Annotated in this window: 20 protein-coding genes; 17 read left to right on the forward strand and 3 right to left on the reverse strand. The window is 58.2% G+C overall.

The window, feature by feature from the left end; genetic code table 11:
• Window positions 1-14 precede the first annotated feature (14 nt).
• The 5 genes from GOW16_RS04580 to radC are packed head-to-tail and all read left to right on the forward strand — an operon-like array spanning window position 15 to window position 3,868.
• Window positions 15-950 carry an ABC transporter substrate-binding protein gene (locus GOW16_RS04580; RefSeq protein WP_170410977.1) on the forward strand — a complete coding sequence of 312 codons (936 nt, stop codon included), beginning with the start codon at window positions 15-17 and terminating at the stop codon, window positions 948-950.
• Window positions 947-1,621 carry a TenA family protein gene (locus tag GOW16_RS04585; RefSeq protein WP_170410980.1) on the forward strand — a complete coding sequence of 225 codons (675 nt, stop codon included), beginning with the start codon at window positions 947-949 and terminating at the stop codon, window positions 1,619-1,621. Before GOW16_RS04580 ends, GOW16_RS04585 begins: the two co-directional genes overlap by 4 nt.
• Window positions 1,618-2,346, forward strand: a complete 729-nt coding sequence (locus tag GOW16_RS04590) for an ABC transporter ATP-binding protein (protein WP_170410983.1) — start codon at window positions 1,618-1,620, stop codon at window positions 2,344-2,346. The genes GOW16_RS04585 and GOW16_RS04590 overlap by 4 nt, the downstream gene beginning before the upstream one ends.
• Window positions 2,343-3,077 (forward strand): ABC transporter permease, encoded by a 735-nt coding sequence (locus GOW16_RS04595; protein ID WP_170410986.1) that lies wholly within the window; start codon window positions 2,343-2,345, stop codon window positions 3,075-3,077. Before GOW16_RS04590 ends, GOW16_RS04595 begins: the two co-directional genes overlap by 4 nt.
• Before the next feature lie 35 nt (window positions 3,078-3,112).
• Window positions 3,113-3,868, forward strand: coding sequence for a RadC family protein (radC, locus tag GOW16_RS04600; protein ID WP_170410989.1), 756 nt, complete (start codon window positions 3,113-3,115; stop codon window positions 3,866-3,868).
• 3 nt (window positions 3,869-3,871) lie between these two features.
• Here the strand turns inward: radC and GOW16_RS04605 are convergent, their stop codons facing one another.
• The 3 genes from GOW16_RS04605 to secA all read right to left on the reverse strand — a co-directional run bounded on the left by GOW16_RS04605 (window position 3,872) and on the right by secA (window position 9,197).
• Entirely contained in the window at window positions 3,872-5,428 is a 1,557-nt protein-coding gene (locus tag GOW16_RS04605; protein WP_170410992.1) for a phosphate ABC transporter substrate-binding/OmpA family protein, read from the reverse strand.
• Window positions 5,429-5,452: 24 nt separating this feature from the next.
• Window positions 5,453-6,379, reverse strand: coding sequence for a hypothetical protein (locus GOW16_RS04610; protein WP_217354512.1), 927 nt, complete (start codon window positions 6,377-6,379; stop codon window positions 5,453-5,455).
• Window positions 6,380-6,479: 100 nt separating this feature from the next.
• Window positions 6,480-9,197 (reverse strand): preprotein translocase subunit SecA, encoded by a 2,718-nt coding sequence (gene secA, locus GOW16_RS04615; RefSeq protein WP_170410995.1) that lies wholly within the window; start codon window positions 9,195-9,197, stop codon window positions 6,480-6,482.
• Between the two features lie 176 nt (window positions 9,198-9,373).
• On the opposite strand from secA, the gene GOW16_RS04620 reads away from it, so the two are divergent.
• The 12 genes from GOW16_RS04620 (at window position 9,374) to GOW16_RS04675 (ending at window position 21,306) form a co-directional block, all read left to right on the forward strand.
• A complete protein-coding gene (locus GOW16_RS04620; protein ID WP_170410998.1) occupies window positions 9,374-10,222 on the forward strand; it encodes a peptidylprolyl isomerase in 849 nt (282 codons plus the stop codon).
• A gap of 5 nt (window positions 10,223-10,227) precedes the next feature.
• The gene (argJ, locus tag GOW16_RS04625) at window positions 10,228-11,454 is read left to right on the forward strand and encodes a bifunctional glutamate N-acetyltransferase/amino-acid acetyltransferase ArgJ (RefSeq protein WP_170411001.1); all 1,227 of its coding nucleotides are present in this window, start codon (window positions 10,228-10,230) and stop codon (window positions 11,452-11,454) included.
• Window positions 11,451-11,849 carry an 8-oxo-dGTP diphosphatase MutT gene (mutT, locus tag GOW16_RS04630; protein ID WP_170411003.1) on the forward strand — a complete coding sequence of 133 codons (399 nt, stop codon included), beginning with the start codon at window positions 11,451-11,453 and terminating at the stop codon, window positions 11,847-11,849. Before argJ ends, mutT begins: the two co-directional genes overlap by 4 nt.
• Before the next feature lie 114 nt (window positions 11,850-11,963).
• A complete protein-coding gene (locus GOW16_RS04635; RefSeq protein WP_170411006.1) occupies window positions 11,964-12,425 on the forward strand; it encodes a hypothetical protein in 462 nt (153 codons plus the stop codon).
• 181 nt (window positions 12,426-12,606) lie between these two features.
• A complete protein-coding gene (locus GOW16_RS04640; RefSeq protein WP_170411962.1) occupies window positions 12,607-14,550 on the forward strand; it encodes an AMP-binding protein in 1,944 nt (647 codons plus the stop codon).
• Between the two features lie 78 nt (window positions 14,551-14,628).
• Entirely contained in the window at window positions 14,629-15,447 is an 819-nt protein-coding gene (locus tag GOW16_RS04645) for an ABC transporter ATP-binding protein (RefSeq protein ID WP_170411009.1), read from the forward strand.
• A gap of 29 nt (window positions 15,448-15,476) precedes the next feature.
• Entirely contained in the window at window positions 15,477-16,463 is a 987-nt protein-coding gene (locus GOW16_RS04650) for a branched-chain amino acid ABC transporter permease (protein WP_170411012.1), read from the forward strand.
• A 4-nt stretch (window positions 16,464-16,467) separates the two neighbouring features.
• A complete protein-coding gene (locus GOW16_RS04655) occupies window positions 16,468-16,725 on the forward strand; it encodes a hypothetical protein (protein WP_170411015.1) in 258 nt (85 codons plus the stop codon).
• A 3-nt stretch (window positions 16,726-16,728) separates the two neighbouring features.
• On the forward strand, window positions 16,729-17,805 hold the full coding sequence (locus GOW16_RS04660) for a branched-chain amino acid ABC transporter permease (RefSeq protein WP_170411018.1): 1,077 nt from the start codon (window positions 16,729-16,731) through the stop codon (window positions 17,803-17,805).
• 75 nt (window positions 17,806-17,880) lie between these two features.
• Window positions 17,881-19,161 (forward strand): ABC transporter substrate-binding protein, encoded by a 1,281-nt coding sequence (locus GOW16_RS04665; protein ID WP_170411020.1) that lies wholly within the window; start codon window positions 17,881-17,883, stop codon window positions 19,159-19,161.
• 74 nt (window positions 19,162-19,235) lie between these two features.
• A complete protein-coding gene (locus GOW16_RS04670; protein ID WP_170411022.1) occupies window positions 19,236-20,069 on the forward strand; it encodes an ABC transporter ATP-binding protein in 834 nt (277 codons plus the stop codon).
• Between the two features lie 19 nt (window positions 20,070-20,088).
• Window positions 20,089-21,306: a phenylacetate--CoA ligase family protein gene (locus tag GOW16_RS04675; protein ID WP_170411025.1), complete on the forward strand. Its 1,218-nt coding sequence runs from the start codon at window positions 20,089-20,091 to the stop codon at window positions 21,304-21,306.
• The last annotated feature ends 97 nt before the right edge of the window (window positions 21,307-21,403 follow it).

A 21,403-nucleotide genomic window follows, 5' to 3' on the forward strand; every position in this document is an offset into this window, starting at 1 on the left:
AGGATACGCGATACATGAAAAAGCTGATAACCGCGATTGCCCTGCTGGCCGCCGCGCCTGCCTGGGCCGAGGACAAGATGACCGTTCTTCTGGACTGGTTCGTCAACCCCGACCACGGGCCAATCATTGTGGCACAAGAAAACGGCTATTTCGCCGATGAAGGACTGGAGATTGAGATCGTGCCGCCCGCCGATCCGTCCGCTCCTCCGCGTCTGGTTGCTGCCGGTCAAGCCGATCTGGCAGTGTCCTATCAACCGCAATTGCACCTGCAAATCCATGAGGGCCTGCCGCTAAAGCGCGTTGGTACGCTGGTCGCTACGCCGTTGAACTGTCTGCTGGTTTTAAAGGACGGCCCGATCGAAACGCTTGCCGATCTGAAAGGCAAAAAGGTGGGCTTTTCAGTCGCGGGTGTCGAAGAGGCCGTGCTGGGCGCCATGCTGAAGGCCCATGGTGTCGCGTTGGGCGATATTGAGATGGTCAACGTCAACTTCTCGCTGTCGCCATCGTTGATGACCGGGCAGGTGGATGCGGTGATCGGCGCCTTTAGGAACTTCGAGTTGAATCAGATGGACATCGAAGGCGTTGCAGGTCGCTGCTTTTACATCGAAGAAGAAGGCGTGCCGTCTTATGATGAGCTGATCTATGTCGCAAATCCCGACACAATGGATGCGGACAAGGTTGCCCGTTTCCTGGCCGCCACTGAAAAAGCGACCCAGTTCATCGTCAACAACCCCGAAAAAAGCTGGGAAATCTTCGCCGCTACTTCACCCGAATTGCAGGACGAGCTGAACGCGCGCGCATGGGTGGATACACTGCCTCGTTTCGCGCTGCGCCCGGCGGGGTTTGATGCGGGTCGCTATGCCCGTTTCGAAGCGTTCCTAAAAGACAGCGGCATGATCGACAGCATCAACCCGGTCAGCGACATCTCAGTCGACGTGACCGTGCAATGAGCGACTATGGCAAAGCATTCGCGCTTATGCGCGATTCCGCGCAGGGGCCATGGCGGGATTACACCCGCCACGCCTTTGTCGAAGGGATGAGAGATGGCTCGCTGCCGCGAGAGGCATTTCTGCACTATCTGCGGCAGGACTATGTGTTTCTGATTCATTTCTCTCGTGCATGGGCGCTTGCGGTCGTGAAATCGGAAACGCATGAGGAAATGTTGGCAGCCTCACGCACCGTGAACGGGTTGATCAGCGAAGAGATGAAGCTGCATATCGGGATCTGCGAGGCCGAAGGCATCCTGCAGGATCAGTTGTTTGCGACCCCGGAGCGGGCTGAGAACCTCGCCTATACGCGGTTCGTGCTTGAGGCTGGGTACAGCGGTGATTTGCTCGACCTTCTAGCGGCGTTGGTGCCTTGTGTGATGGGCTATGGTGAGATCGGCACAAGGCTAGCGGCTGAGGCGACGTCAGACACCTATTGCGATTGGATCACCACTTATGCCAGCGATGACTATCAGGGCGCCTGTGCGGCGGTTGGGGAACTGCTTGATTCGGCTCTAACACGACGTATTGGAGCAGATTTCCAGGCATCTCCGCGTTGGAACCGCCTGTGCCAAACATTCCGCACTGCAACCGAACTTGAAGTCAATTTCTGGCAAATGGGTCTGACCCCATGATCCTGGCCCCCGATCTGACCATCAGCGGGTCCGCCGCGATAGGCGACGCGACATTGTTCGCGCCGCTGATTTTGACCCTTTCGGCTGGGCAGTGGACGTGTTTGTTGGGCGGATCGGGGGTCGGAAAAACCACCATACTGCGCCTGATTGCAGGCTTGGAAACCGGCGCAGAATTCACCGGTCAGATCACGGCCAGCGACGGGCAATCCGTGCGGGAACGGGTGGCATATATGGCGCAGGACGATCTGCTGTTGCCTTGGGCCTCCGTAGCGCAGAACGTCACGCTGGGTGCGCGATTGCGCGGGGAGAAGCCGGATTTGGACCGGCGCGACCGGCTGATCGAAGGGATGCGCCTGCTGGATCATATGGATAAGAAGCCCGGCGAACTCTCTGGCGGGCAACGTCAGCGCGTGGCCCTAGCCCGCACGTTGATGGAAAATCGCCCCATTGTGCTGCTGGATGAACCATTCTCAGCACTTGATGCACGCACCCGGGCAGATATGCAGGATCTGGCCGCCGAGGCGTTGCAGGGCCGGACCGTTCTTCTGGTCACACATGACCCGGGCGAGGCTGCTCGGTTGGGTCAATCCATCGTGGTCATGGCGCAGACGGGGATAACGCCTTGCCAGCCTCCCCATGCGCCGGCCCCGCGCAAGGTCGACGATCTGGAAACGCTGGAAACGCAGGGCGCGTTGCTGCGTCTGCTACGTGAGGAAGCGGCATGAAGCTGCTGTCGGCCCTTGCCGCATCGGTGTTTGCGTTGGCGATCTGGCAGGGGATCGTATCCCTGACCGGTCTGCCGAAATTTATCCTTCCTGGCCCGGCTTTGGTGGCTGAGACCTGGTGGCAGAACCGCTGGGTTATCGCTGAACACACATGGGTCACTGCGGTTGAGGTTGTAATCGGCTTCGCCTGCGGAACAGTTCTGGGAGTCGTCACCGCGCTACAGTTGGCTAATTCCCGCGTCGCGCGCGTGTTGATACAGCCGATGCTGGTGTTCACACAGGCGTTGCCGGTCTTCGCATTGGCACCTCTGTTAACCCTTTGGTTGGGTTATGGGCTGTGGTCCAAGGTCGCAATGGCAGTGCTGATCATCTATTTCCCGATTACCTCGTCTTTCTTCGATGGCTTGATGCGGACCCCATCTGGATATCTGGACCTTGCGCGCACGATGCAGGCCAGTCCGCGCGCCGTGCTTTGGCACATTCGTGTCCCTGCAGCCTTACCCTCGCTGGCGTCGGGCATGCGGCTGGCGGCTGTCTATGCGCCGATCGGGGCAGTGATCGGCGAATGGGTCGGGTCGTCGCAAGGGTTGGGATACCTGATGTTGCTGGCCAACGGGCGGGCCAAAACCGATCTGATGTTTGCTGCAATGCTGACGCTGGGGGTGTTTTCGATCCTGTTGCACCTGATTGTTCGACGGGCAACGGCACGCATTGCGGGTGAGACGCGTTAACCATTCAGAAACCGATTCTGCGTCACGATGGTGTTATGACACAGGATGCCTTTGCCGAAGCCCCGATGCTGTTTGAAACGGACGAAGCCCCGGTTCAGCCGCTGCCGACGGGTCGCTTGCCGTCGTACATCAAAGATCATCGCAAACGCCTGCGTGAGCGGTTCATGTCAGGCGGATCGGCGGCGATGCCGGATTACGAGTTGCTGGAACTTGTCCTGTTCCGATCTATCCCACGGCAGGATGTAAAGCCTCTGGCGCGCGCGCTTATGGATACGTTTGGTGATTTTAACCGTGTTTTGACCGCGCCGGAGGAGCGGCTGCGGCAAATCAAAGGCGTCGGCGATACGGTGATCACCGACTTGAAAATCCTTGAGGCCTGCGCGCACCGGATGGCCCGCGCCCGGGTGATGCAGCGGCATGTGATTTCCGGCTGGGACGCGCTTTTGGATTATTGCCACACTACGATGGCACATCGCGAGACAGAGCAGTTCCGCGTCTTCTACCTGGATCGCAAGAACGTGCTGATCGCGGATGAGGAACAGGCCAAAGGGACAGTAGATCACGTACCGGTTTACCCACGTGAGGTTGCAAAGCGTGCGCTGGAACTGAACGCGTCAGCGCTGATTCTGGTGCACAACCACCCGTCGGGCGATCCCACCCCATCACAATCGGATATCGACATGACCAATCGAATTCAGGATGCCTGCGTCGCGCTGGGTCTGACCCTGCATGACCATCTGATCATCGGTAAATCGAATGAGCTCAGCTTTCGGTCCGAGGGTTATTTGTAACGGTTACTGAACCCAGACCTCGACCCTGCGGTTGACCTTGCGGCCCCAGTCCGTGTCATCGCAGGCCATGGGCATCGCTTCTCCAAATGCATCCACCGCAATTTCGACACTGTCCGGAATGGCCGTTTCTACGGCTGATAGAACCGCGTTGCGCACGGTTTTTGCCCGCAGCAATGCGATCCGGGCATTTGTTGAGGCTGCGCCGTCGCCGTCGCTAAAGCCTACAAAAGTCAGTTTGCGGGCATCAAGCGCTCCGGTTTCCAGCGCCTGGGCCAATTGCCGGATGTTCGACCGCGATTGCGCATCAGGTCTTGAGGAACCGGCCTCGAACCGGAACGACAGCGACAGGCGCGATTGTGGGCGCAGCGTGTCGATCATGCGCTGCAACTCTTCCAGCCCGACCTCGGCACCCCCGGAAACCACAGCATTGGCCAGACGATCCCCTTGCAGCCCGATCCGCATCGTTTCCGGTGTTTGATCCACAAATCCCGCATCGCGGATCGCCATCTGCGCTTCGCCGCTTTGCGAATAGGCCAGAAACTTCCGTGCAATGCGGGGCAGGCGGATTTCTGGCAGGTACAGGAACATAGGCGACGTCAGCGGGTAGTCTTCGGTCTTGATGGATTGCCGCGTGGCAGTCAGCGCATGACCGCAACCGCCGGTCAGAGGCAGGCCCCGAGCCGATCCGATCTCGGCATGGCTGGCGATACCGATCGCAAACGGGTCAGCGGCGACAGCGCGCACCAGATCACTGCTTCGGGTGTGACGGGTAACGTCCTCGGCGAGCGTCGACTGCGCTGGAACCAACAGCCGATCCTCGACTCCTTGCGCCAAACCTGAGCCGGCGTCTGGCAAGTGCAGGGAAACGGGGGCATCTGCCCCCCCTAGTTCAGACCAGTTTCTGATTTCGCCGGAAAACACACGCACCAACTCAGCGGGCGAAATTTGTCGCACCGGATTGTCTTGGGCCACAATTGGCACCAGCGCGTCCAGTGCGATGACCCGGGACCGCCTTGCATCAGCCAGATCGCCCAGTCCGGCGTTCGCTACGGCCTCGTGTTCCGTTGGCCGAATTTCACGCAAGGCCATGACGATATCGGTCTCATCTGCGATCAGATTCGCAAAGCCGCCGCCTGTATTGCTTGGGTTGAAAAAGAACCGTGCCAATGGGGCATCGCGCCCTGTCTTGTACAGTTCATAGGTGAACTCCCCTGAATCCAATCGCTGTGGAGTCGCGGATAACCCCTCTTGCTTGGCGAATCCGACGAGCAAAGCTGGCAGCACCTTTTCCGCCATCACGGACGAGCCCGAAAACCGGACCTCGGCGACAAAATCTGTCAGATTGGGGCAGGCGGGGCCTTCGCAGGTGACACCCGACCCGTCCACGGTCAGCTCGCCGAATTGTGTGTCGACGCGATAGAACTCGCCGTCAAAGCTCAGCAGATTGCCGGTGACCTCGACCTTTCCGTCCTGCGAGGTCAGCGTGATGTCCTGTGCGTTAACCTGCGACGCAAGGGTCGCTGAAATCAGTGTGGCCGCTGCCACACGAAAGAATGTCATAAGAAAGTCGAGCCTGCCTGCGGGTTAGTTTGCCGCGATTGTCAGGTCTTGGAGCAGATTATTCAACACCAGAAACTCACCGGCCTGCGCGCAATCGGGCATGGGCAGCGACAAGTCGCGTGACCGCAACCGGCGATCACCACGCAGTTCCAGTGATTGTACGGCCAAATCCCGGCCGCAATTTGCCGCAGTCACTTCAGCTTCGACCGTCAGTTCGATCGAGCCGGTCTGGTTGGTTTCACCCACGGGGAAAGAATAAACTTCGATATTCTGTGCGTCGCCAAATGCCCCTTGGCCCAGGTGCATGACGTTGCCCGCACCCTGTGCATTGGAATCCGACGATACATGCCCTGCCGTGCCATAGCTGGCCCCAAATTCCAGCGCATGAATCTGCAGGTCTGTCTCGCCCTGCCATTGCAGGGCGATGCGGTTGTAGTTGGCCAGGTCGGGGATGTGAGTGGTGGCTACGGTCCCGGTCTGATCGTCTACCGAGATCAGAAAGATCGCATATTCCGACAAGGCCGGGATCGTCAGATCCAAGGCACCATTTTTGTCCGTTCTTTGAGTAACTGTCAGTCCGCTGTGATGAATTTCGATCCGTTCGTCTTGGTGGCAGGGGGCTTTTATAGACAGTCGGGCTGCGGCACCCGGCACTGCCCTGGCGCGGGCGCTCAGGGAACAGTTTGCCAGATCAGAGGGGGCTGATCGGTTGGGCTGGAGTGCCCGCTGCGGTGTTTTGATGTCGGCGGTTGCTTCAGCAGCTGGAAGCGAGGAGGTCAGGACAATTCCCTCCAGCCCGGCAATCACCGAGGATTGATTGGCGGAAGCCAAAGCTTCAGCAGCCTGCGCATCTTCCGATTGCGCTGGCGATCCATATTGCATCAGGTAACCAATGGCCAAGGCACAAGCGACAGTGCCGCCAGTGGTCACGTAATTTTTTATTACAAACAAAACACCCTCCCCAGTTGAAGGAGCGAGTCGCACATTGGTGTTGAATCACGGCCAATATGTGGCCGTGAGACGGACTCAATGTGTTTTGATTAGGGTGACGTCAGGTCAGCCGGCCGTGGCAATGTTTGAATTTCTTGCCCGATCCACAGGGGCACAGATCGTTGCGCGACGGGTTCCCCCAGGTCGAAGGATCGTCTTCAACAAACCCGGGTCGCGCGTCGCCGGAAGCCTGGGCTTCGGCCACCGCTTCGGCCCTGTCAGCGGCCTGATCCACCGCCTGTTGCGCCTGTGCCTGCTGCGCCTGCATCTGGGCCAGCATCTCGCGCTGTTCCTCTTCGGTCAGCGGACGGACCCGCGACAATTGCTGAGTGACGGTCTCACGCAGACTGTCCAACATCCCTTCGAACAGCTGGAAGCTCTCGTTCTTGTATTCGTTCAGTGGATCGCGCTGGGCGTAACCGCGGAACCCAACGACCGAGCGCAGATGTTCCAGCGTCAGCAGGTGCTCGCGCCATTTGCTGTCGATTGTCTGCAGCAGAACCTGCTTTTCGATGTTGCGCATGTTCTCGGGACCAAAGGCCGCTGCTTTTTGCGCCATCATCTCATCGGCCGCATTGACCAGGCGCTCACGCACCTGCTCATCATCCACACCTTCTTCGGCGGCCCAGTCCTGTACGGGCGCGTCTATGGTCAGCTTTTCCTTGATCGCCTCGTGCAGGCCATCGGTGTCCCACTGATCGGCATAGGTTTTCGGCGGCATGTATTCGTCGATCAGATCGTCGATCACCTGTTCGCGCATGTCCGAGACGATTTCGGACAGGTCATCGGTCGACATGATCTCGCGCCGTTGGCTGAACACCACCTTCCGTTGATCGTTCATCACGTCGTCGAATTTCAGGACGTTCTTGCGCATGTCAAAGTTGCGGCCTTCGACCTTGGACTGCGCGCGTTCCAGCGACTTGTTCACCCAAGGGTGCACGATCGCCTCGCCCTCTTTCATGCCCAGCGTGGTCAGAACCTTGTCCAACCGCTCGGAACCAAAGATGCGCATCAGGTCGTCTTCGAGGCTCAGGTAGAACACGGTACGGCCCGGGTCACCCTGACGGCCCGAACGGCCACGCAGCTGGTTGTCAATCCGGCGGCTTTCGTGACGCTCGGACGCCATGACGTACAGACCACCTGCAGCCAGAACCTTTTCTTTTTCTTCTGCGTGGCGCGCTTCTTCCTTGGCGCGCAGCTCGACCGGGTCGGCCTCGGGATTTTCGGCCAGCGCCTGCAGAACCTTCATCTCGACATTGCCGCCCAGCTGAATGTCGGTTCCGCGACCGGCCATGTTGGTGGCAATGGTCACCGCACCATATCGGCCAGCATCTGCCACGATCTGCGCCTCTTGCTCGTGCTGGCGGGCGTTCAGAACGTTGTGTTCGATGCCTTCTTTTTGCAGCAGCTGGCTTAGCAGTTCTGATTTCTCGATCGAGGTCGTTCCGAGCAGAACCGGCTGACCCTTTTCCTGCGCCTCTTTAGTCTCACTGATCATCGCGCCGTATTTTTCACCTGCGGTGCGATAGACCTGATCGTCTTCGTCCAGACGAGCAATCGGCTTGTTTGTCGGAACTTCGACCACACCCAAGCCATAGATTTCCTGGAATTCCTCAGCTTCGGTCAGTGCGGTGCCGGTCATGCCGCCCAGCTTGTCATACAGGCGGAAATAGTTCTGGAAGGTCACGCTGGCCAGCGTCACGTTTTCTGGCTGAATCTGTACGCCTTCTTTGGCTTCGATGGCCTGATGCAGACCTTCGGACAGACGGCGTCCCGGCATCATCCGGCCTGTAAACTCGTCAATCAGAACGACGTTTCCGTCACGGACGATGTAGTCTTTGTCACGTGTAAACAGCTTGTGCGCGCGCAGGCCTTGATTGACGTGGTGTACTACCGTGGTGCTTTCGGGGTCATACAGCGAATGGCCTTCTGGGATCAGACCGTTGGCGATCAACCGTTGCTCCAGGAACTCGTTGCCCTCATCGGTGAAGGTCACGTTCCGGGACTTTTCATCCAGCGTAAAGTGATCATCGCTCAGCGACGGAATCAGGGCGTCGATGGTGGTATACAGGTCCGAGCGGTCCTCGGACGGGCCCGAGATGATCAGCGGAGTTCGCGCCTCGTCAATCAGGATCGAGTCGACTTCGTCCACAATCGCGAAATTGTGGTATTTCTGGTAGATTTGATCCAAATCCGCCTTCATGTTGTCGCGCAGATAGTCAAACCCCAGCTCATTATTGGTGGCATAGGTGACGTCGCAGGCATAGGCGGCTTTTTTCTCGGCATCTGGCTGACCCGACCAGATCACGCCGATGGTCATACCAAGGGCTCCGAACACTTTGCCCATCCACTCGGCGTCACGCTTGGCCAGGTATTCGTTTACCGTGACCACGTGTACGCCCTTGCCGGTCAGCGCGTTCAGATAGGCGGGGAAGGTGGCAACCAGGGTTTTGCCCTCACCCGTCTTCATTTCCGAGATGTTGCCCTGATGCAGGAATGCACCGCCCATCAGCTGCACGTCAAAGGCCCGCAGACCCAGCGCGCGCTTGGCGCCCTCGCGGACGTTGGCAAAGGCTTCGGGCAGCAGGTCGTCCAGCGCTTCGCCATCCAGTGCACGCTTGCGCAGCTCGGCGGTCTTTTCGATCAGGCCCTCATCGGACAGTTTCTCGAACTCAGGTTCCAGCGCATTGATCTTTTCGACCAGCGGGCGGGTCGCCTTGATCTTGCGGTCGTTCGGTGTTCCGAACACCTTTTTGGCGAGCGTTCCGAGTCCCAGCATGTTCACTCCAGCGGATCTGTTCTTGTCTTGGTTGCGACAGGCTTGCCCACCTTGCTTGCAACCCATAGATACGGGGAATGAAAGGCGGCCCTGTCCAAGGCTTCAAAGCGATGTAAGCGGCAGGTCCCAGAGTGTCAACGCCACGCCCTGTCGCGGCAAAGAAATAGGATGATTCCATGCCCAAAGGCCTCACTTTTCTGCCATCGCTGGCTTTGGCTGCCGTGATGGCGATGCCGCTTGCCGCCGAAACCAAGCCGGACGCGGATACGGTCGTCGCCAATGTGAACGGGGATGAAATCACATTGGGTCACGTTATCGCATCCGTTGCGGCGCTGCCGCCGAACTACGCCGAGATCGAAGATGACGTTCTGTATGAATTCATCATCGAGCAGTTGATCCAGCAACAGTTGCTTGCGCAGCAGCAGGACGACCTGAACCGGCTGAACCAACTGGGGCTGGAAAACGAAGGCCGGTCCATGCGGGCAGTACAAACTGTCAATGCGTTGCTGGGCGATGTCGTGACCGACGAGGCGATCCAGGCTGCCTATGATGCGGAATTCAGCAACTTTCAGGGCGAAGATGAGTTTGACGCCAGCCATATTCTTGTAGCGTCCGAAGACGAGGCCAAGGAAATCAAAACCTTGCTGGATGACGGCGCCGATTTTGCCGAGATGGCCAAAGAAAAGTCAACCGGCCCATCGGGTCCAAATGGCGGGTCATTGGGATGGTTCGGCAAAGGTCAAATGGTGCCGGAATTTGAAAACGCCGTTGTTGGGCTGGAAAAGGGTCAGATCTCGGACCCGGTGCAGACGCAATTCGGCTGGCACCTGATCATTCTCAACAACATGCGAAAGACCGAAGCGCCGGCGCTTGATGCCGTTCGCGATCAACTGGCCCAGTCCATTCAGCAGGAGGCGGTTCAAGCCAAGATCGACGAATTGACGCAACAGGCACAGATCGAACGCCCTGCATTGGATGGCGTTGGCCCAGAGGTCATCCGTCAGATCGACTTGGTTCAGGAGTAACTCCAGTGGCCACCATCACCAAGGTTTCGCCGCTGGCCCCAGCGGCCTTCCCCGATTTGCCGGCCATCGACGGTGTGCGTTTCGCCACCGTCGAGGCGGGCGTCCGCTATCAGGGCCGCACTGATGTGATGCTGGCGGTGCTGGACCCCGGCACATCCGTGGCTGGGGTGTTCACCCGGTCCGCCACTCGCGCCGCTCCGGTTCTGGACTGTCAGAAGAAAATCGGTGGCCCCAGTGACGGGCCTGCGGCGATTTTGGTGAACTCGGGCAATGCAAATGCCTTTACGGGGCATTACGGCCAGACCTCGGTGGTCGAAGTCATACAAGCCGTATCCGCCGCGACCGATGTGGCGGCGGAGCGGGTGTTCACCTCGTCCACCGGCGTGATTGGTGAGCCGCTGCCCCACGACCGTATTGTGGCACAGCTTGAGGCGCTCAAGGCGGGGCTCAGTCGCCATGCGATCGAGGACGCAGCGCGCGCCATCATGACCACCGACACGTTTCCGAAAGGGGCCAGTGCGCAGGTCGAGATTGCGGGCAAAACAGTCTCTATTGCGGGGATTGCCAAGGGCTCAGGTATGATCGCGCCGGATATGGCGACGATGCTGGTTTACATCTTCACCGACGCACAGGTGGAACAGTCTGCCCTTCAGGCGATGCTGGGCGCTCAGACCGACCGCACGTTCAACTGCATCACTGTAGACAGCGATACGTCGACTTCGGACAGCCTGCTGTTGTGTGCAACCGGGGCCTCGGGGGTCGATGCCACCGGTAATACGGCGTTTGCCGAGGCACTGGAAAGCGTCATGCTGGATCTGTCACAGCAAGTTGTACGTGACGGTGAGGGGGCCACAAAATTCGTAGAAATTCGTGTAACCGGAGCGGCCTCGGATGCTGACGCCAAGGTGCATGGTCTGGCCATCGCCAACTCACCGCTGGTGAAAACCGCGATTGCGGGCGAGGACCCGAACTGGGGCCGCGTGGTCATGGCTATCGGTAAGTCCGGTGCCGCAGCCGATCGCGACCTGCTGAGCATTTCTTTCGGCGACATTCTGGTGGCCGAGAAAGGCTGGGTCAGCCCCGATTACCGCGAAGAAGACGCCGCCGCCTATATGAAAGGTCAGGATTTGGTGATTGCCGTCGATCTGGGGTTGGGCGCGGGCAAATCCACCGTCTGGACCTGCGATCTGACCCATGGATATATCGAGATCAACGCGGATTACCGGTCGTGAAAACGGTTCTGGTATCTGCGGTCGCCCTGATCGACATCGAGGGCCGCGTCTTGCTGGCCCAACGCCCCGAAGGCAAATCCATGGCCGGTCTCTGGGAATTTCCCGGCGGCAAGATCGAACCCGGCGAAACCCCCGAGGCCGCCCTGATCCGCGAATTGCATGAGGAACTGGGAATAGACACCTGGGCTTCATGCCTCGCGCCTCTGACTTTTGCCAGCCACAGTTATGACGATTTTCATCTGCTGATGCCGCTGTTTGCTTGTCGCAAGTGGGAGGGGATTCCGCAGTCGAAAGAAGGTCAGGCGCTGAAATGGGTGCGGGCGAATGAGTTGCGCAATTATCCGATGCCTGCGGCGGACGTGCCGCTGATCCCGATCCTGCGGGATTGGTTGTAGTGGTTGCTATTCAGATGTCGCTTCAGACAAATGAAGGATAACTTGATGTGTCATACTCTTTTCAGCTTAAGCCTGTGTTGCAGCAAGTGCATAAACATAGAAGTATGAGATTCAATGAAGTGGGTATCTATTGCTGGCTCAATTGCAATCCTAGGGATAGCCGCGGCGGCGCAAGCTCGTGACGATTGCCCCGATGCCAACTACAATTTAAGGGGCGAATGGTTTAATCCAATCAATTCGGATGAACCTGTGAATGAATTCCAACTTGTGTTCGATACACTCGATGATGGCGCATATGGCTGTTACTGGGTTCGGCAAATGTACTTTGACGATGCTAAGCCCGGTGAGGTTTTTCTTGCATTTTTAGCTGGTCAAACTGAAGAGAGCCTTTCCGTTGTAATTGCTGCGCCTGACGGCAGGATTACGACGCCCGATGGCCGCCCTAGTGTAAGCCGGGATTCGTTTATTTATTCTTTTGGAATATCAAAAACGGGTCTTACAAAAACCACCTTCGAACACGCCACCTTCAACCTTCGCGTGCGAGGCAGACCGCGCTCCCACACCCAGATCGAATAGCTTGTTACAATTCGTAAGAATTGAGAAAACATCAGGCAAAACTTGACGCTGATCTTTCCTGCGTCCCTTATCGGGGCGTTGGCGCTCGGGGTTGATCCCCGGTCCGCCGTTTCCGGCCCGGAGGAGGGATCGGATGGGGAGGAGAAAGAGATTGGCTCAGACGCAGTCGGGCGCTGAAGGGATGCACTCTCTTCCGGCGCTGCTACACCGCAATGCGACCCAGTTCGGGGACGCCCCGGCCTACCGGGAAAAGGAATTCGGAATCTGGCAATGCTGGACCTGGGCCGAGGCAGCCGCAGAGATCCGCGCGATTGCTTTGGGATTTCTGGAACTTGGTGTAGCACAAGGCGACCACATCGCCGTGATCGGACGCAACCGCCCGGCGCATTACTGGTCGATGGTCGCGGCCCAGATGGTGGGCGCAATTCCTGTCCCGCTATATCAGGACGCTGTGGCCGAAGAGATGGCCTATGTGCTGGAACACTGTGGCGCGAAATACGTCGTCTGCGGTGATCAGGAGCAGGTCGACAAGGTCATCGAGATTCAGGAGAACCTGCATCAGGTCAAACACATCCTCTATACCGATAAGCGGGGGATGCGGAAATACGACCACAGCCAGATGAACGCGCTGGAAGACTTGATGGCTGAGGGCAGCGCCGGCCACGCGCGTTTTGACGCGGAACTGGACCGTCGGATTACCGGGATCGGATATGACGATACATGTGTGATGCTGTATACGTCGGGCACCACCGGCAAACCCAAGGGCGTGGTGCTGTCGAACCGCAACGTAATTGAAAGCGCCAAAAACTCGGCCGATTTCGATCACCTGACCCGGAACGAGGACATCCTGTCTTACCTGCCGATGGCCTGGGTAGGCGATTTCATCTTTTCCATCGGTCAGGCCTATTGGTGCGGGTTTTGTGTGAACTGCCCCGAAAGCGCTGACACGATGATGACCGACCTGCGCGAGATCGGGCCGACCTACTTCTTCGCCCCACCGCGCGTGTTCGAGACCCAGCTGACCAATGTGATGATCCGGATGGAGGACGCCGGCAAGCTGAAGCAGCGCATGTTCCACCACTTCATGGCGCACGCGAAAAAGGTGGGTGGTTTGCTGCTGGACGGCAAGCCCGTCGGTTTCGGCGATCGGATGAAATACGCGCTGGGCAATATGTTGGTCTATGGGCCGCTCAAGGATACGCTGGGTTATGGCCGCTTTCGCGTGGGTTACACTGCGGGTGAGGCGATCGGGCCGGAGATTTTCGATTTTTACCGCTCGCTCGGCATCAACCTGAAACAACTTTACGGTCAGACCGAAGCGACGGTTTTCATCACCGTTCAGCCGGATGGTGAGGTGCGCGCCGACACGGTTGGCGTTCCAGCGCCCGATGTTGAGCTGAAAATCGACGACAGTGGTGAGATCCACTACCGCTCGCCCGGTGTATTTGTCGAGTACTATAACAACCCGGATTCCACGGCCTCGACCAAAGATGCCGAGGGCTGGGTTGCCACAGGCGATGCCGGGTTCATTGAGGAAAGCTCGGGCCATTTGCGGATCATCGACCGGGCCAAGGATGTTGGCAAAATGGCCGATGGGTCGATGTTTGCCCCCAAGTATGTTGAGAACAAACTAAAGTTCTACCCAGATATTCTTGAGGTTGTTCTTTTCGGTAACGGCAAGGACCGTTGTGTGGCCTTTATCAACATTGACCTGACGGCGGTGGGCAATTGGGCGGAACGCAACAATGTAGCTTACGCATCTTACCAGGAACTAACGGCAAATCCACGTGTGTTAGAGACAATTCGTGGTCATGTCGAAGAGGTGAACAAATCCGTGGCCGCGGATGAGATGTTATCGGGCTGTCAGGTGCATCGCTTTGTGGTGTTGCACAAGGAATTGGATGCGGATGATGGTGAGATGACGCGCACGCGGAAGGTACGCCGCGGGTTTGTCGAGGATAAATTCAGCGACATCATCGATGCGCTTTATGATGGGTCTTCGAGTGTCTCGACCACGACCGAAGTGACCTATGAAGACGGCCGCAAGGGCTCGATCAGCGCGACGCTTGAGATTGTCGACGCGCCGGTTGTCCCGGTCGCGCAGCACAAGGTGGCGGCGGAATGAGGGCCGGTCGTGCGCCGCTCGACCTGCGGTCATCGCCCCGCCCGCCGTCCCGTTTTTCCGCAAGTCTGGGAGTGACTGATGCTGGATAGCTCCGAAGGATATGTCACCGAAGACGGCCGCAAGATCGGCGGAGTGGTGATGGAGATGAAGAATATCACCCTGCGATTTGGCGGTGTGGTGGCGATCAAGGATATCTCGTTCGATATCCGTGAGGGCGAGATCCGCGCCATCATCGGTCCGAACGGGGCGGGTAAATCCTCAATGCTGAACGTGATTTCCGGGTTCTATGTCCCTCAGGACGGTGAGGTTTGGTTCCATGGATCGAAACGCCCACCGATGCGGCCTTATGAGGTTGCGCGGCAAGGCATTGCTCGGACATTCCAGAACATCGCCCTGTTTGAGGGCATGAGCGTGCTGGACAACGTCATGACCGGGCGGCTGAACTATATGAAGACAAACCTGTTTCAGCAGGCCATGTGGAAGGGCAAGGCTGAGGCGGAAGAGGTCGAGAACCGTGAGGCGGTCGAGAAGATCATCGATTTTCTTGAGATTCAGCACATCCGCAAAACTCCGGTCTCGCGCCTGCCATACGGCTTGAAAAAGCGGGTCGAACTGGCCCGCGCGCTGGCGGCGGAACCCAAGCTGCTGCTGCTGGATGAACCGATGGCCGGGATGAATGTCGAAGAGAAAGAGGACATGAGCCGCTTTATCCTCGACGTGAATGACGAGTTCGGCACCACCATTGCACTGATCGAACATGACATGGGCGTGGTGATGGACCTGAGCGACCGGGTGGTCGTGATGGATTATGGCCGCAAGATCGGCGACGGTACGCCTGACGAGGTGCGCAGCAATCAGGAAGTCATCGACGCCTATCTGGGGGTGAGCCATGACTAAGCAACTGACAGACATGAGGGGAGGCATACATGCCTGATCAGCTGATTTTTGCGATGGAGGTCATCCTCAACGGTCTGATGGCCGGGGTTCTTTACGCTCTGGTCGCTTTGGGCTTTGTGCTGATCTACAAGGCGTCCGGAATTTTCAACTATGCCCAAGGGGTTATGGCGCTGTTCGCCGCCATGACGCTGGTGGGCATCATGAATGGACAAGTGCCGTTTGCCCATCTGATCAACGCGACCTTCGGGACGCATATCCACAAGTTCGGGTGGAACGTGCCTGCGTTTGTGGCGATTATCATGACGATGGCGGTCATGGTTTTGCTGGCCTGGGCGGTTCAGCGTTTTGTCATGCGGCATCTGGTCGGGCAGGAGCCGATCATCCTGTTCATGGCCACCATTGGTCTGGCCTACTTCCTTGAGGGTGTGGCCGACCTGATGTGGGGGTCCGAGATCAAGGCGTTGGATGTGGGCCTGCCGCAGGGCATCAACCTGTGGATCGATGAGACCACGTTCAACATCTTCGGCTACGGCTTCTTTATCGACAATCTGGACATTGTGGCGACGGTGATTGCCGCGCTGCTAGTAACCGCGCTGGTCGCGTTCAGCCAATATACCAAGCAGGGCCGGGCCATGCGCGCGGTGGCGGATGACCATCAGGCCGCGCTGTCGGTGGGGATTTCACTGAACTTTATCTGGATCATGGTGTGGTCGGTGGCCGGGTTCGTGGCATTGGTCGCTGGCATCATGTGGGGCACCAAGTCGGGCGTTCAGTTCTCGCTGTCGCTGATCGCACTCAAGGCGCTGCCGGTGCTGATGCTGGGCGGGTTCACCTCGATCCCCGGCGCCATCGTTGGTGGCCTGATCATCGGTGTGGGTGAGAAACTGTTCGAGTTTGCCATCGGCCCGCTGGTCGGCGGCGCGACCGAGAACTGGTTCGCCTATGTTCTGGCGCTGATCTTCCTCGTGTTCCGGCCGCAGGGCCTGTTCGGTGAGAAGATCATCGAGAGGGTATAGCCGAATGACCAAGCTGATCGCTGTCATCAACATCATCGCGTGGGCCGGCTTCTGGGCGTTTGGCTATATCGCCCTGACCTCAGACGATCTGACGGAAGGCCAACTGGTGATTGCAGCGATCCTGGCGTTTGCCGGGCTGGTCATGGGGATCCTGGCCTACATGAAACTGGTGCGCGCCTCAGAGGCGAGCGGATATGCAAAAGGCTCCAAACAACTGGACGCCGAGGCCCGCAACCGGGCGCAGGAAGAATGGGGAAAGTAAGACATGTTTTATCGTGAGGCCGGGGATTTCAAAACCTCCTACACAGATGACAGCCAGACCTTTCCGATCAAGTTCGACCGGTATCGGTATTATGTCGTGCTGGCGGTGGCCTTCGGGATCATTCCCTTCGTGATCAATGACTACTGGGCCAATGCGCTGCTGCTGCCCTTTCTAATCTATGCGATTGCGGCGATCGGGCTGAACATCCTTGTGGGGTATTGCGGGCAGGTATCCTTGGGTACTGGTGGTTTCATGGCCGTGGGTGCCTATGCCTGTTACAAACTGATGACCTCTTTCCCGGATGTCAGCATGTTCATCCATGTCATTCTGGCGGGCGGCATTACAGCCATAGTGGGCGTGCTGTTTGGCTTGCCCAGCCTTCGTATCAAGGGGTTCTATCTGGCGGTGGCCACGTTAGCGGCACAGTTCTTCCTTGTGTGGCTCTTCAACCGGGTGCCGTGGTTCTACAACTATTCTGCCTCGGGTCAGATCAACGCACCGGAACGGGATGTGTTTGGCATCATCATCACCGGCCCAAATGCCCCTGCTTGGGCCACCTATATGTTCTGCCTGATTTTCCTGGCCGTCAGCGCCCTGATCGCGCGCAACCTGACGCGCGGCACGACGGGCCGGACATGGATGGCGATCCGTGACATGGACATCGCGGCCGAGATCATCGGGGTGAACCCGCTGAAGGCCAAGATGAGCGCCTTTGCTGTCAGCTCGTTCTTCATCGGCATCGCAGGAGCGCTGTTCTTTGCAGTCTATCTGGGCGCGGTCGAGGTCGGCGAAGTCTTCGGCATCCAGAAATCGTTTCTGGTGTTGTTCATGATCATTATCGGCGGGTTAGGGTCTATTTTCGGATCGTTCGCCGGTGCTGCTTTCCTTGTTTTGCTGCCGGTGGTCCTGAAAGTGGTGGGCGTCGACGTTCTAGGCTGGCCCACGGATATCGTGGCGCATCTGCAGTTGGTGATCGTGGGCGCGCTCATCATCATGTTCCTGATCCTCGAACCGCACGGGCTGGCGCAGCTGTGGCGCGTGGCGAAAGAGAAACTGAGACTATGGCCGTTCCCGCACTAAGGGATCGGCCCAATGAAAAAACGGGCGGCACAAGCCTGAACGCAACATCGGACTAACCAAGGGAGGAGACACCCGATGAAATTGAAACTGGCAACCGTGGCGCTGAGCGCCCTGATGGCCGCAGGTCCGGCTTTGGCGGATCTCGTAATCCCCGATCTGAGCTATCGCACCGGGCCTTACGCCGCTGGCGGCATTCCGTTCTCGGATGGCTATAACGACTATTTCACGCTGCTGAATGAACGCGATGGCGGCATCGGTGGTGTTCCGATCCGGATGGTCGAATGCGAAACCGGCTACAACACCGAAAAAGGCGTTGAATGCTATGAAGCCACCAAGGGCGAAGGCGCTTTGGTGTATCAGCCACTGTCGACAGGCATCACCTATCAGCTGATCCCGAAAGTTACTGCGGATGACATTCCGCTGCACACGATGGGATATGGCCGGACCTCGGCCAAGAATGGCGATGTGTTCAGCCACACCTTCAACTATCCGGCCAACTATTGGGACGGAGCCTCGGGCGCGATAAACTATCTGCTCGAGGAAAACGGTGGCGATCTGAGCGGCAAGAAAATCGCGCTGGTCTACCACAACTCGGCCTACGGCAAGGAACCGATCCGCACACTTGAAGAGCTGTCCAAGAAGCACGGCTTTGAGCTGGTCGCGCTGCCGGTCGATCATCCAGGTCAGGAACAGAAGTCACAATGGCTGCAAATCCGTCGTGATCGTCCCGACTATGTGCTGATGTGGGGCTGGGGGGTCATGAACCAGGTTGCCGTGCAAGAGGCCGCCAACATCCGGTTCCCGATGGAAAACTTTATCGGTATCTGGTGGTCCGGTTCTGAAAACGATGTGTTGCCAGCGGGCGAAGCCGCCAATGGCTACAAGGCACTGACTTTCCACAACGTAGGCACGGATTTCCCGGTCTTTGAGGATCTGCAGAAGCACGTTGTCGATGCGGGCAAGGCCGCTGGCGCGGGCGATCAGGTCGGTACAGTTCTGTACAACCGAGGTCTCTATGCGGCCGTTCTTGCCGCCGAGGCCATCAAGAAGGCACAGGAAATCTCGGGCAATGCGGAAATCACCCCGTCCGAGATGCGCGCCGGCATGGAAGCGCTGGAGATGACCGAAGAGAAAATGGCCGAACTCGGCCTGGCGAACTTTGGTCCGACCTTCTCGGTCTCGTGTGAAAACCACGGCGGTGACGCCCTGGTTGGTGTGACCCAGTGGGACGCAGCGAACAAAACCTGGACGCTGATCTCGGACTTCAAGCCAACTGATGGCGACGTGATCGGTGCGCTGATCGACGAAGACTCCGCAGCATATGCCGCGGAAAACAACATTGAAGGGCGCTGCTGATACGGCGCTTTGAACTAACGGGGCGGCGGCAGACCGCCGCCCCGAAGCCCACACTCGCTTAAGGACACGCGCAGATGCTGGATGCGGCTCAAACCACTGACGTAAAGGCGGAAACCCTGCTTGAGGTCAACAATATCGAGGTGATCTACAATCACGTGATCCTCGTCCTGAAAGGCGTCAGCCTGACCGTACCCAAGGGTGGTATCACGGCCCTGCTGGGCGGCAACGGGGCGGGTAAGACGACAACTCTCAAGGCGGTGTCGAACCTGCTGCATTCGGAACGCGGTGAGGTCACCAAAGGGACGATCGAATATCGCGGCACCAGCGTGCATGAAAGTGACCCCGCCGATCTGGTGGAAAAAGGCGTCATCCAGGTGATGGAAGGCCGCCATTGTTTCGAACACCTGACTGTTGAGGAAAATCTGCTGACGGGCGCCTATACCCGCAAGGATGGCAAAGCCGCGATCCAGCAGGACCTTGAACTGGTCTACACGTATTTCCCCCGCCTCAAGGAACGCCGCCGGTCGCAGGCAGGCTATACTTCGGGTGGTGAGCAACAGATGGTTGCGATGGGTCGGGCCCTTATGTCGCGACCCGAGACGATCCTGCTGGACGAACCCTCGATGGGTTTGGCGCCTCAGCTGGTCGAAGAGATTTTCGGCATCGTGAAGGACCTGAACGAGAAAGAGGGTGTATCTTTCCTGCTGGCCGAACAGAACACCAATGTGGCTCTAAGGTTTGCGCATTACGGCTATATCCTTGAATCCGGGCGTGTCGTGATGGACGGTCCCGCCGCTGATCTGCGCGAAAATCCGGATGTGAAAGAATTCTATCTGGGCATGTCCGACGAAGGCCGCAAAAGCTTCCGCGACGTGCGATCTTACCGCCGCCGCAAGAGGTGGCTGTAAGGGAATGGAGGATCTGGCGATGACCTATTACGACGCTCTCGAAACCCGATCAGCCGACGAACGTGCCGCCGATCACGCCCAGGCGCTGCGCACTCAGATGACCCGAGCCTTGTCGGCCCCCGGCTTTGCAGCGCATCTGGCTGATGCGGACACTGGTGCTGTTAACTCTGCCGAAGATCTGGTCAAATTGCCGGTATTGCGGAAGTCCGATCTGGCAGCGGCGCAAGCGTCACGCCCGCCATTCGGCGGGTTCACCGTCAAACCCGCGCGGCATTTTCATCATGTGTTCCAGTCGCCCGGCCCAATATACGAACCCGGCAGCACGGATCATGACTGGTGGCGCATGGGACGGTTCCTGCATGCGGCAGGCGTAGGCCCCGGAGATATCGTTCAAAACTGTTTCGGGTATCACCTGACGCCAGCAGGGATGATCTTTGAAAACGGTGCCCGTGCAGTTGGCGCGGCTGTACTGCCAGCTGGGACCGGACAGACGGAACTGCAGGTGACAGCAGCGCGCGATGTTGAATGCACGGCTTATGCGGGCACGCCCGACTATCTGAAAGTCATTCTGGACAAGGCGGACGAGATGGGCGTGGCCCTGAATATCTCTAAGGCCGCTGTTGGCGGCGGGGCGCTGTTCCCCTCGTTGCGTCAGGACTACGCCGACCGCGGCATTTCCTGCCTGCAATGCTATGCCACGGCTGATCTTGGCAACATCGCCTATGAAAGCCCCGCGATGGAGGGGATGATCATCGACGAACATGTCATCGTCGAGATTGTTACCCCGGGCACTGGAACACCGGTGGCGCCCGGTGACGTGGGTGAGGTTGTGGTAACCTCTCTGAATCCTGATTACCCGCTGATCCGATTTGCCACCGGTGACCTGTCGGCGATCATGCCGGGCGTGTCGCCTTGCGGGCGGACCAATCTGCGGATCAAAGGCTGGATGGGGCGCGCGGACCAGACCACTAAGATCAAGGGCATGTTTGTGCGGCCCGAACAGGTGGCGGCGCTGGTCGACAAGCACGAGGAAATCGTCAAAGCCCGTGTCATTGCCGCCCGACAGGGTGAGATGGATACGATGACCGTTCAGATCGAAAGCCCGGGCGGTGACGACGTGACCTATGCCAGAACCGTGGTCGAGGTACTGAAACTGAAGGGCGCGATCGAGGTTGTGGCCCCCGGATCGCTACCTAAGGACGGGCTGGTGATCGAGGATCAGCGCGTCTACGAGTGATCGGATCGCATGTCTGCGGCAGTATGTGCCGCAGATTTGTGCGCCCCCACACTGGTGTTTCTTAGCATTTTGGTCGATTAAAGGCTGATCAATAGCC

Source organism: Ruegeria atlantica (assembly GCF_013033965.1).
Taxonomy (GTDB): Bacteria; Pseudomonadota; Alphaproteobacteria; order Rhodobacterales; family Rhodobacteraceae; genus Ruegeria; species Ruegeria atlantica_D.

Excerpts from the sequence above, each read along its gene's own strand:
- GOW16_RS04580 (WP_170410977.1), top strand. The coding sequence starts at position 15 with ATGAAAAAGCTGATAACCGCGATTGCCCTGCTGGCCGCCGCGCCTGCC.
- GOW16_RS04585 (WP_170410980.1), top strand. The coding sequence starts at position 947 with ATGAGCGACTATGGCAAAGCATTCGCGCTTATGCGCGATTCCGCGCAG.
- GOW16_RS04590 (WP_170410983.1), top strand. The coding sequence starts at position 1,618 with ATGATCCTGGCCCCCGATCTGACCATCAGCGGGTCCGCCGCGATAGGC.
- GOW16_RS04595 (WP_170410986.1), top strand. The coding sequence starts at position 2,343 with ATGAAGCTGCTGTCGGCCCTTGCCGCATCGGTGTTTGCGTTGGCGATC.
- radC (WP_170410989.1), top strand. The coding sequence starts at position 3,113 with ATGACACAGGATGCCTTTGCCGAAGCCCCGATGCTGTTTGAAACGGAC.
- GOW16_RS04605 (WP_170410992.1), bottom strand. The coding sequence starts at position 5,428 with ATGACATTCTTTCGTGTGGCAGCGGCCACACTGATTTCAGCGACCCTT.
- secA (WP_170410995.1), bottom strand. The coding sequence starts at position 9,197 with ATGCTGGGACTCGGAACGCTCGCCAAAAAGGTGTTCGGAACACCGAAC.
- GOW16_RS04620 (WP_170410998.1), top strand. The coding sequence starts at position 9,374 with ATGCCCAAAGGCCTCACTTTTCTGCCATCGCTGGCTTTGGCTGCCGTG.
- GOW16_RS04635 (WP_170411006.1), top strand. The coding sequence starts at position 11,964 with ATGAAGTGGGTATCTATTGCTGGCTCAATTGCAATCCTAGGGATAGCC.
- GOW16_RS04640 (WP_170411962.1), top strand. The coding sequence starts at position 12,607 with ATGCACTCTCTTCCGGCGCTGCTACACCGCAATGCGACCCAGTTCGGG.
- GOW16_RS04645 (WP_170411009.1), top strand. The coding sequence starts at position 14,629 with ATGCTGGATAGCTCCGAAGGATATGTCACCGAAGACGGCCGCAAGATC.
- GOW16_RS04650 (WP_170411012.1), top strand. The coding sequence starts at position 15,477 with ATGCCTGATCAGCTGATTTTTGCGATGGAGGTCATCCTCAACGGTCTG.
- GOW16_RS04655 (WP_170411015.1), top strand. The coding sequence starts at position 16,468 with ATGACCAAGCTGATCGCTGTCATCAACATCATCGCGTGGGCCGGCTTC.
- GOW16_RS04660 (WP_170411018.1), top strand. The coding sequence starts at position 16,729 with ATGTTTTATCGTGAGGCCGGGGATTTCAAAACCTCCTACACAGATGAC.
- GOW16_RS04665 (WP_170411020.1), top strand. The coding sequence starts at position 17,881 with ATGAAATTGAAACTGGCAACCGTGGCGCTGAGCGCCCTGATGGCCGCA.
- GOW16_RS04670 (WP_170411022.1), top strand. The coding sequence starts at position 19,236 with ATGCTGGATGCGGCTCAAACCACTGACGTAAAGGCGGAAACCCTGCTT.
- GOW16_RS04675 (WP_170411025.1), top strand. The coding sequence starts at position 20,089 with ATGACCTATTACGACGCTCTCGAAACCCGATCAGCCGACGAACGTGCC.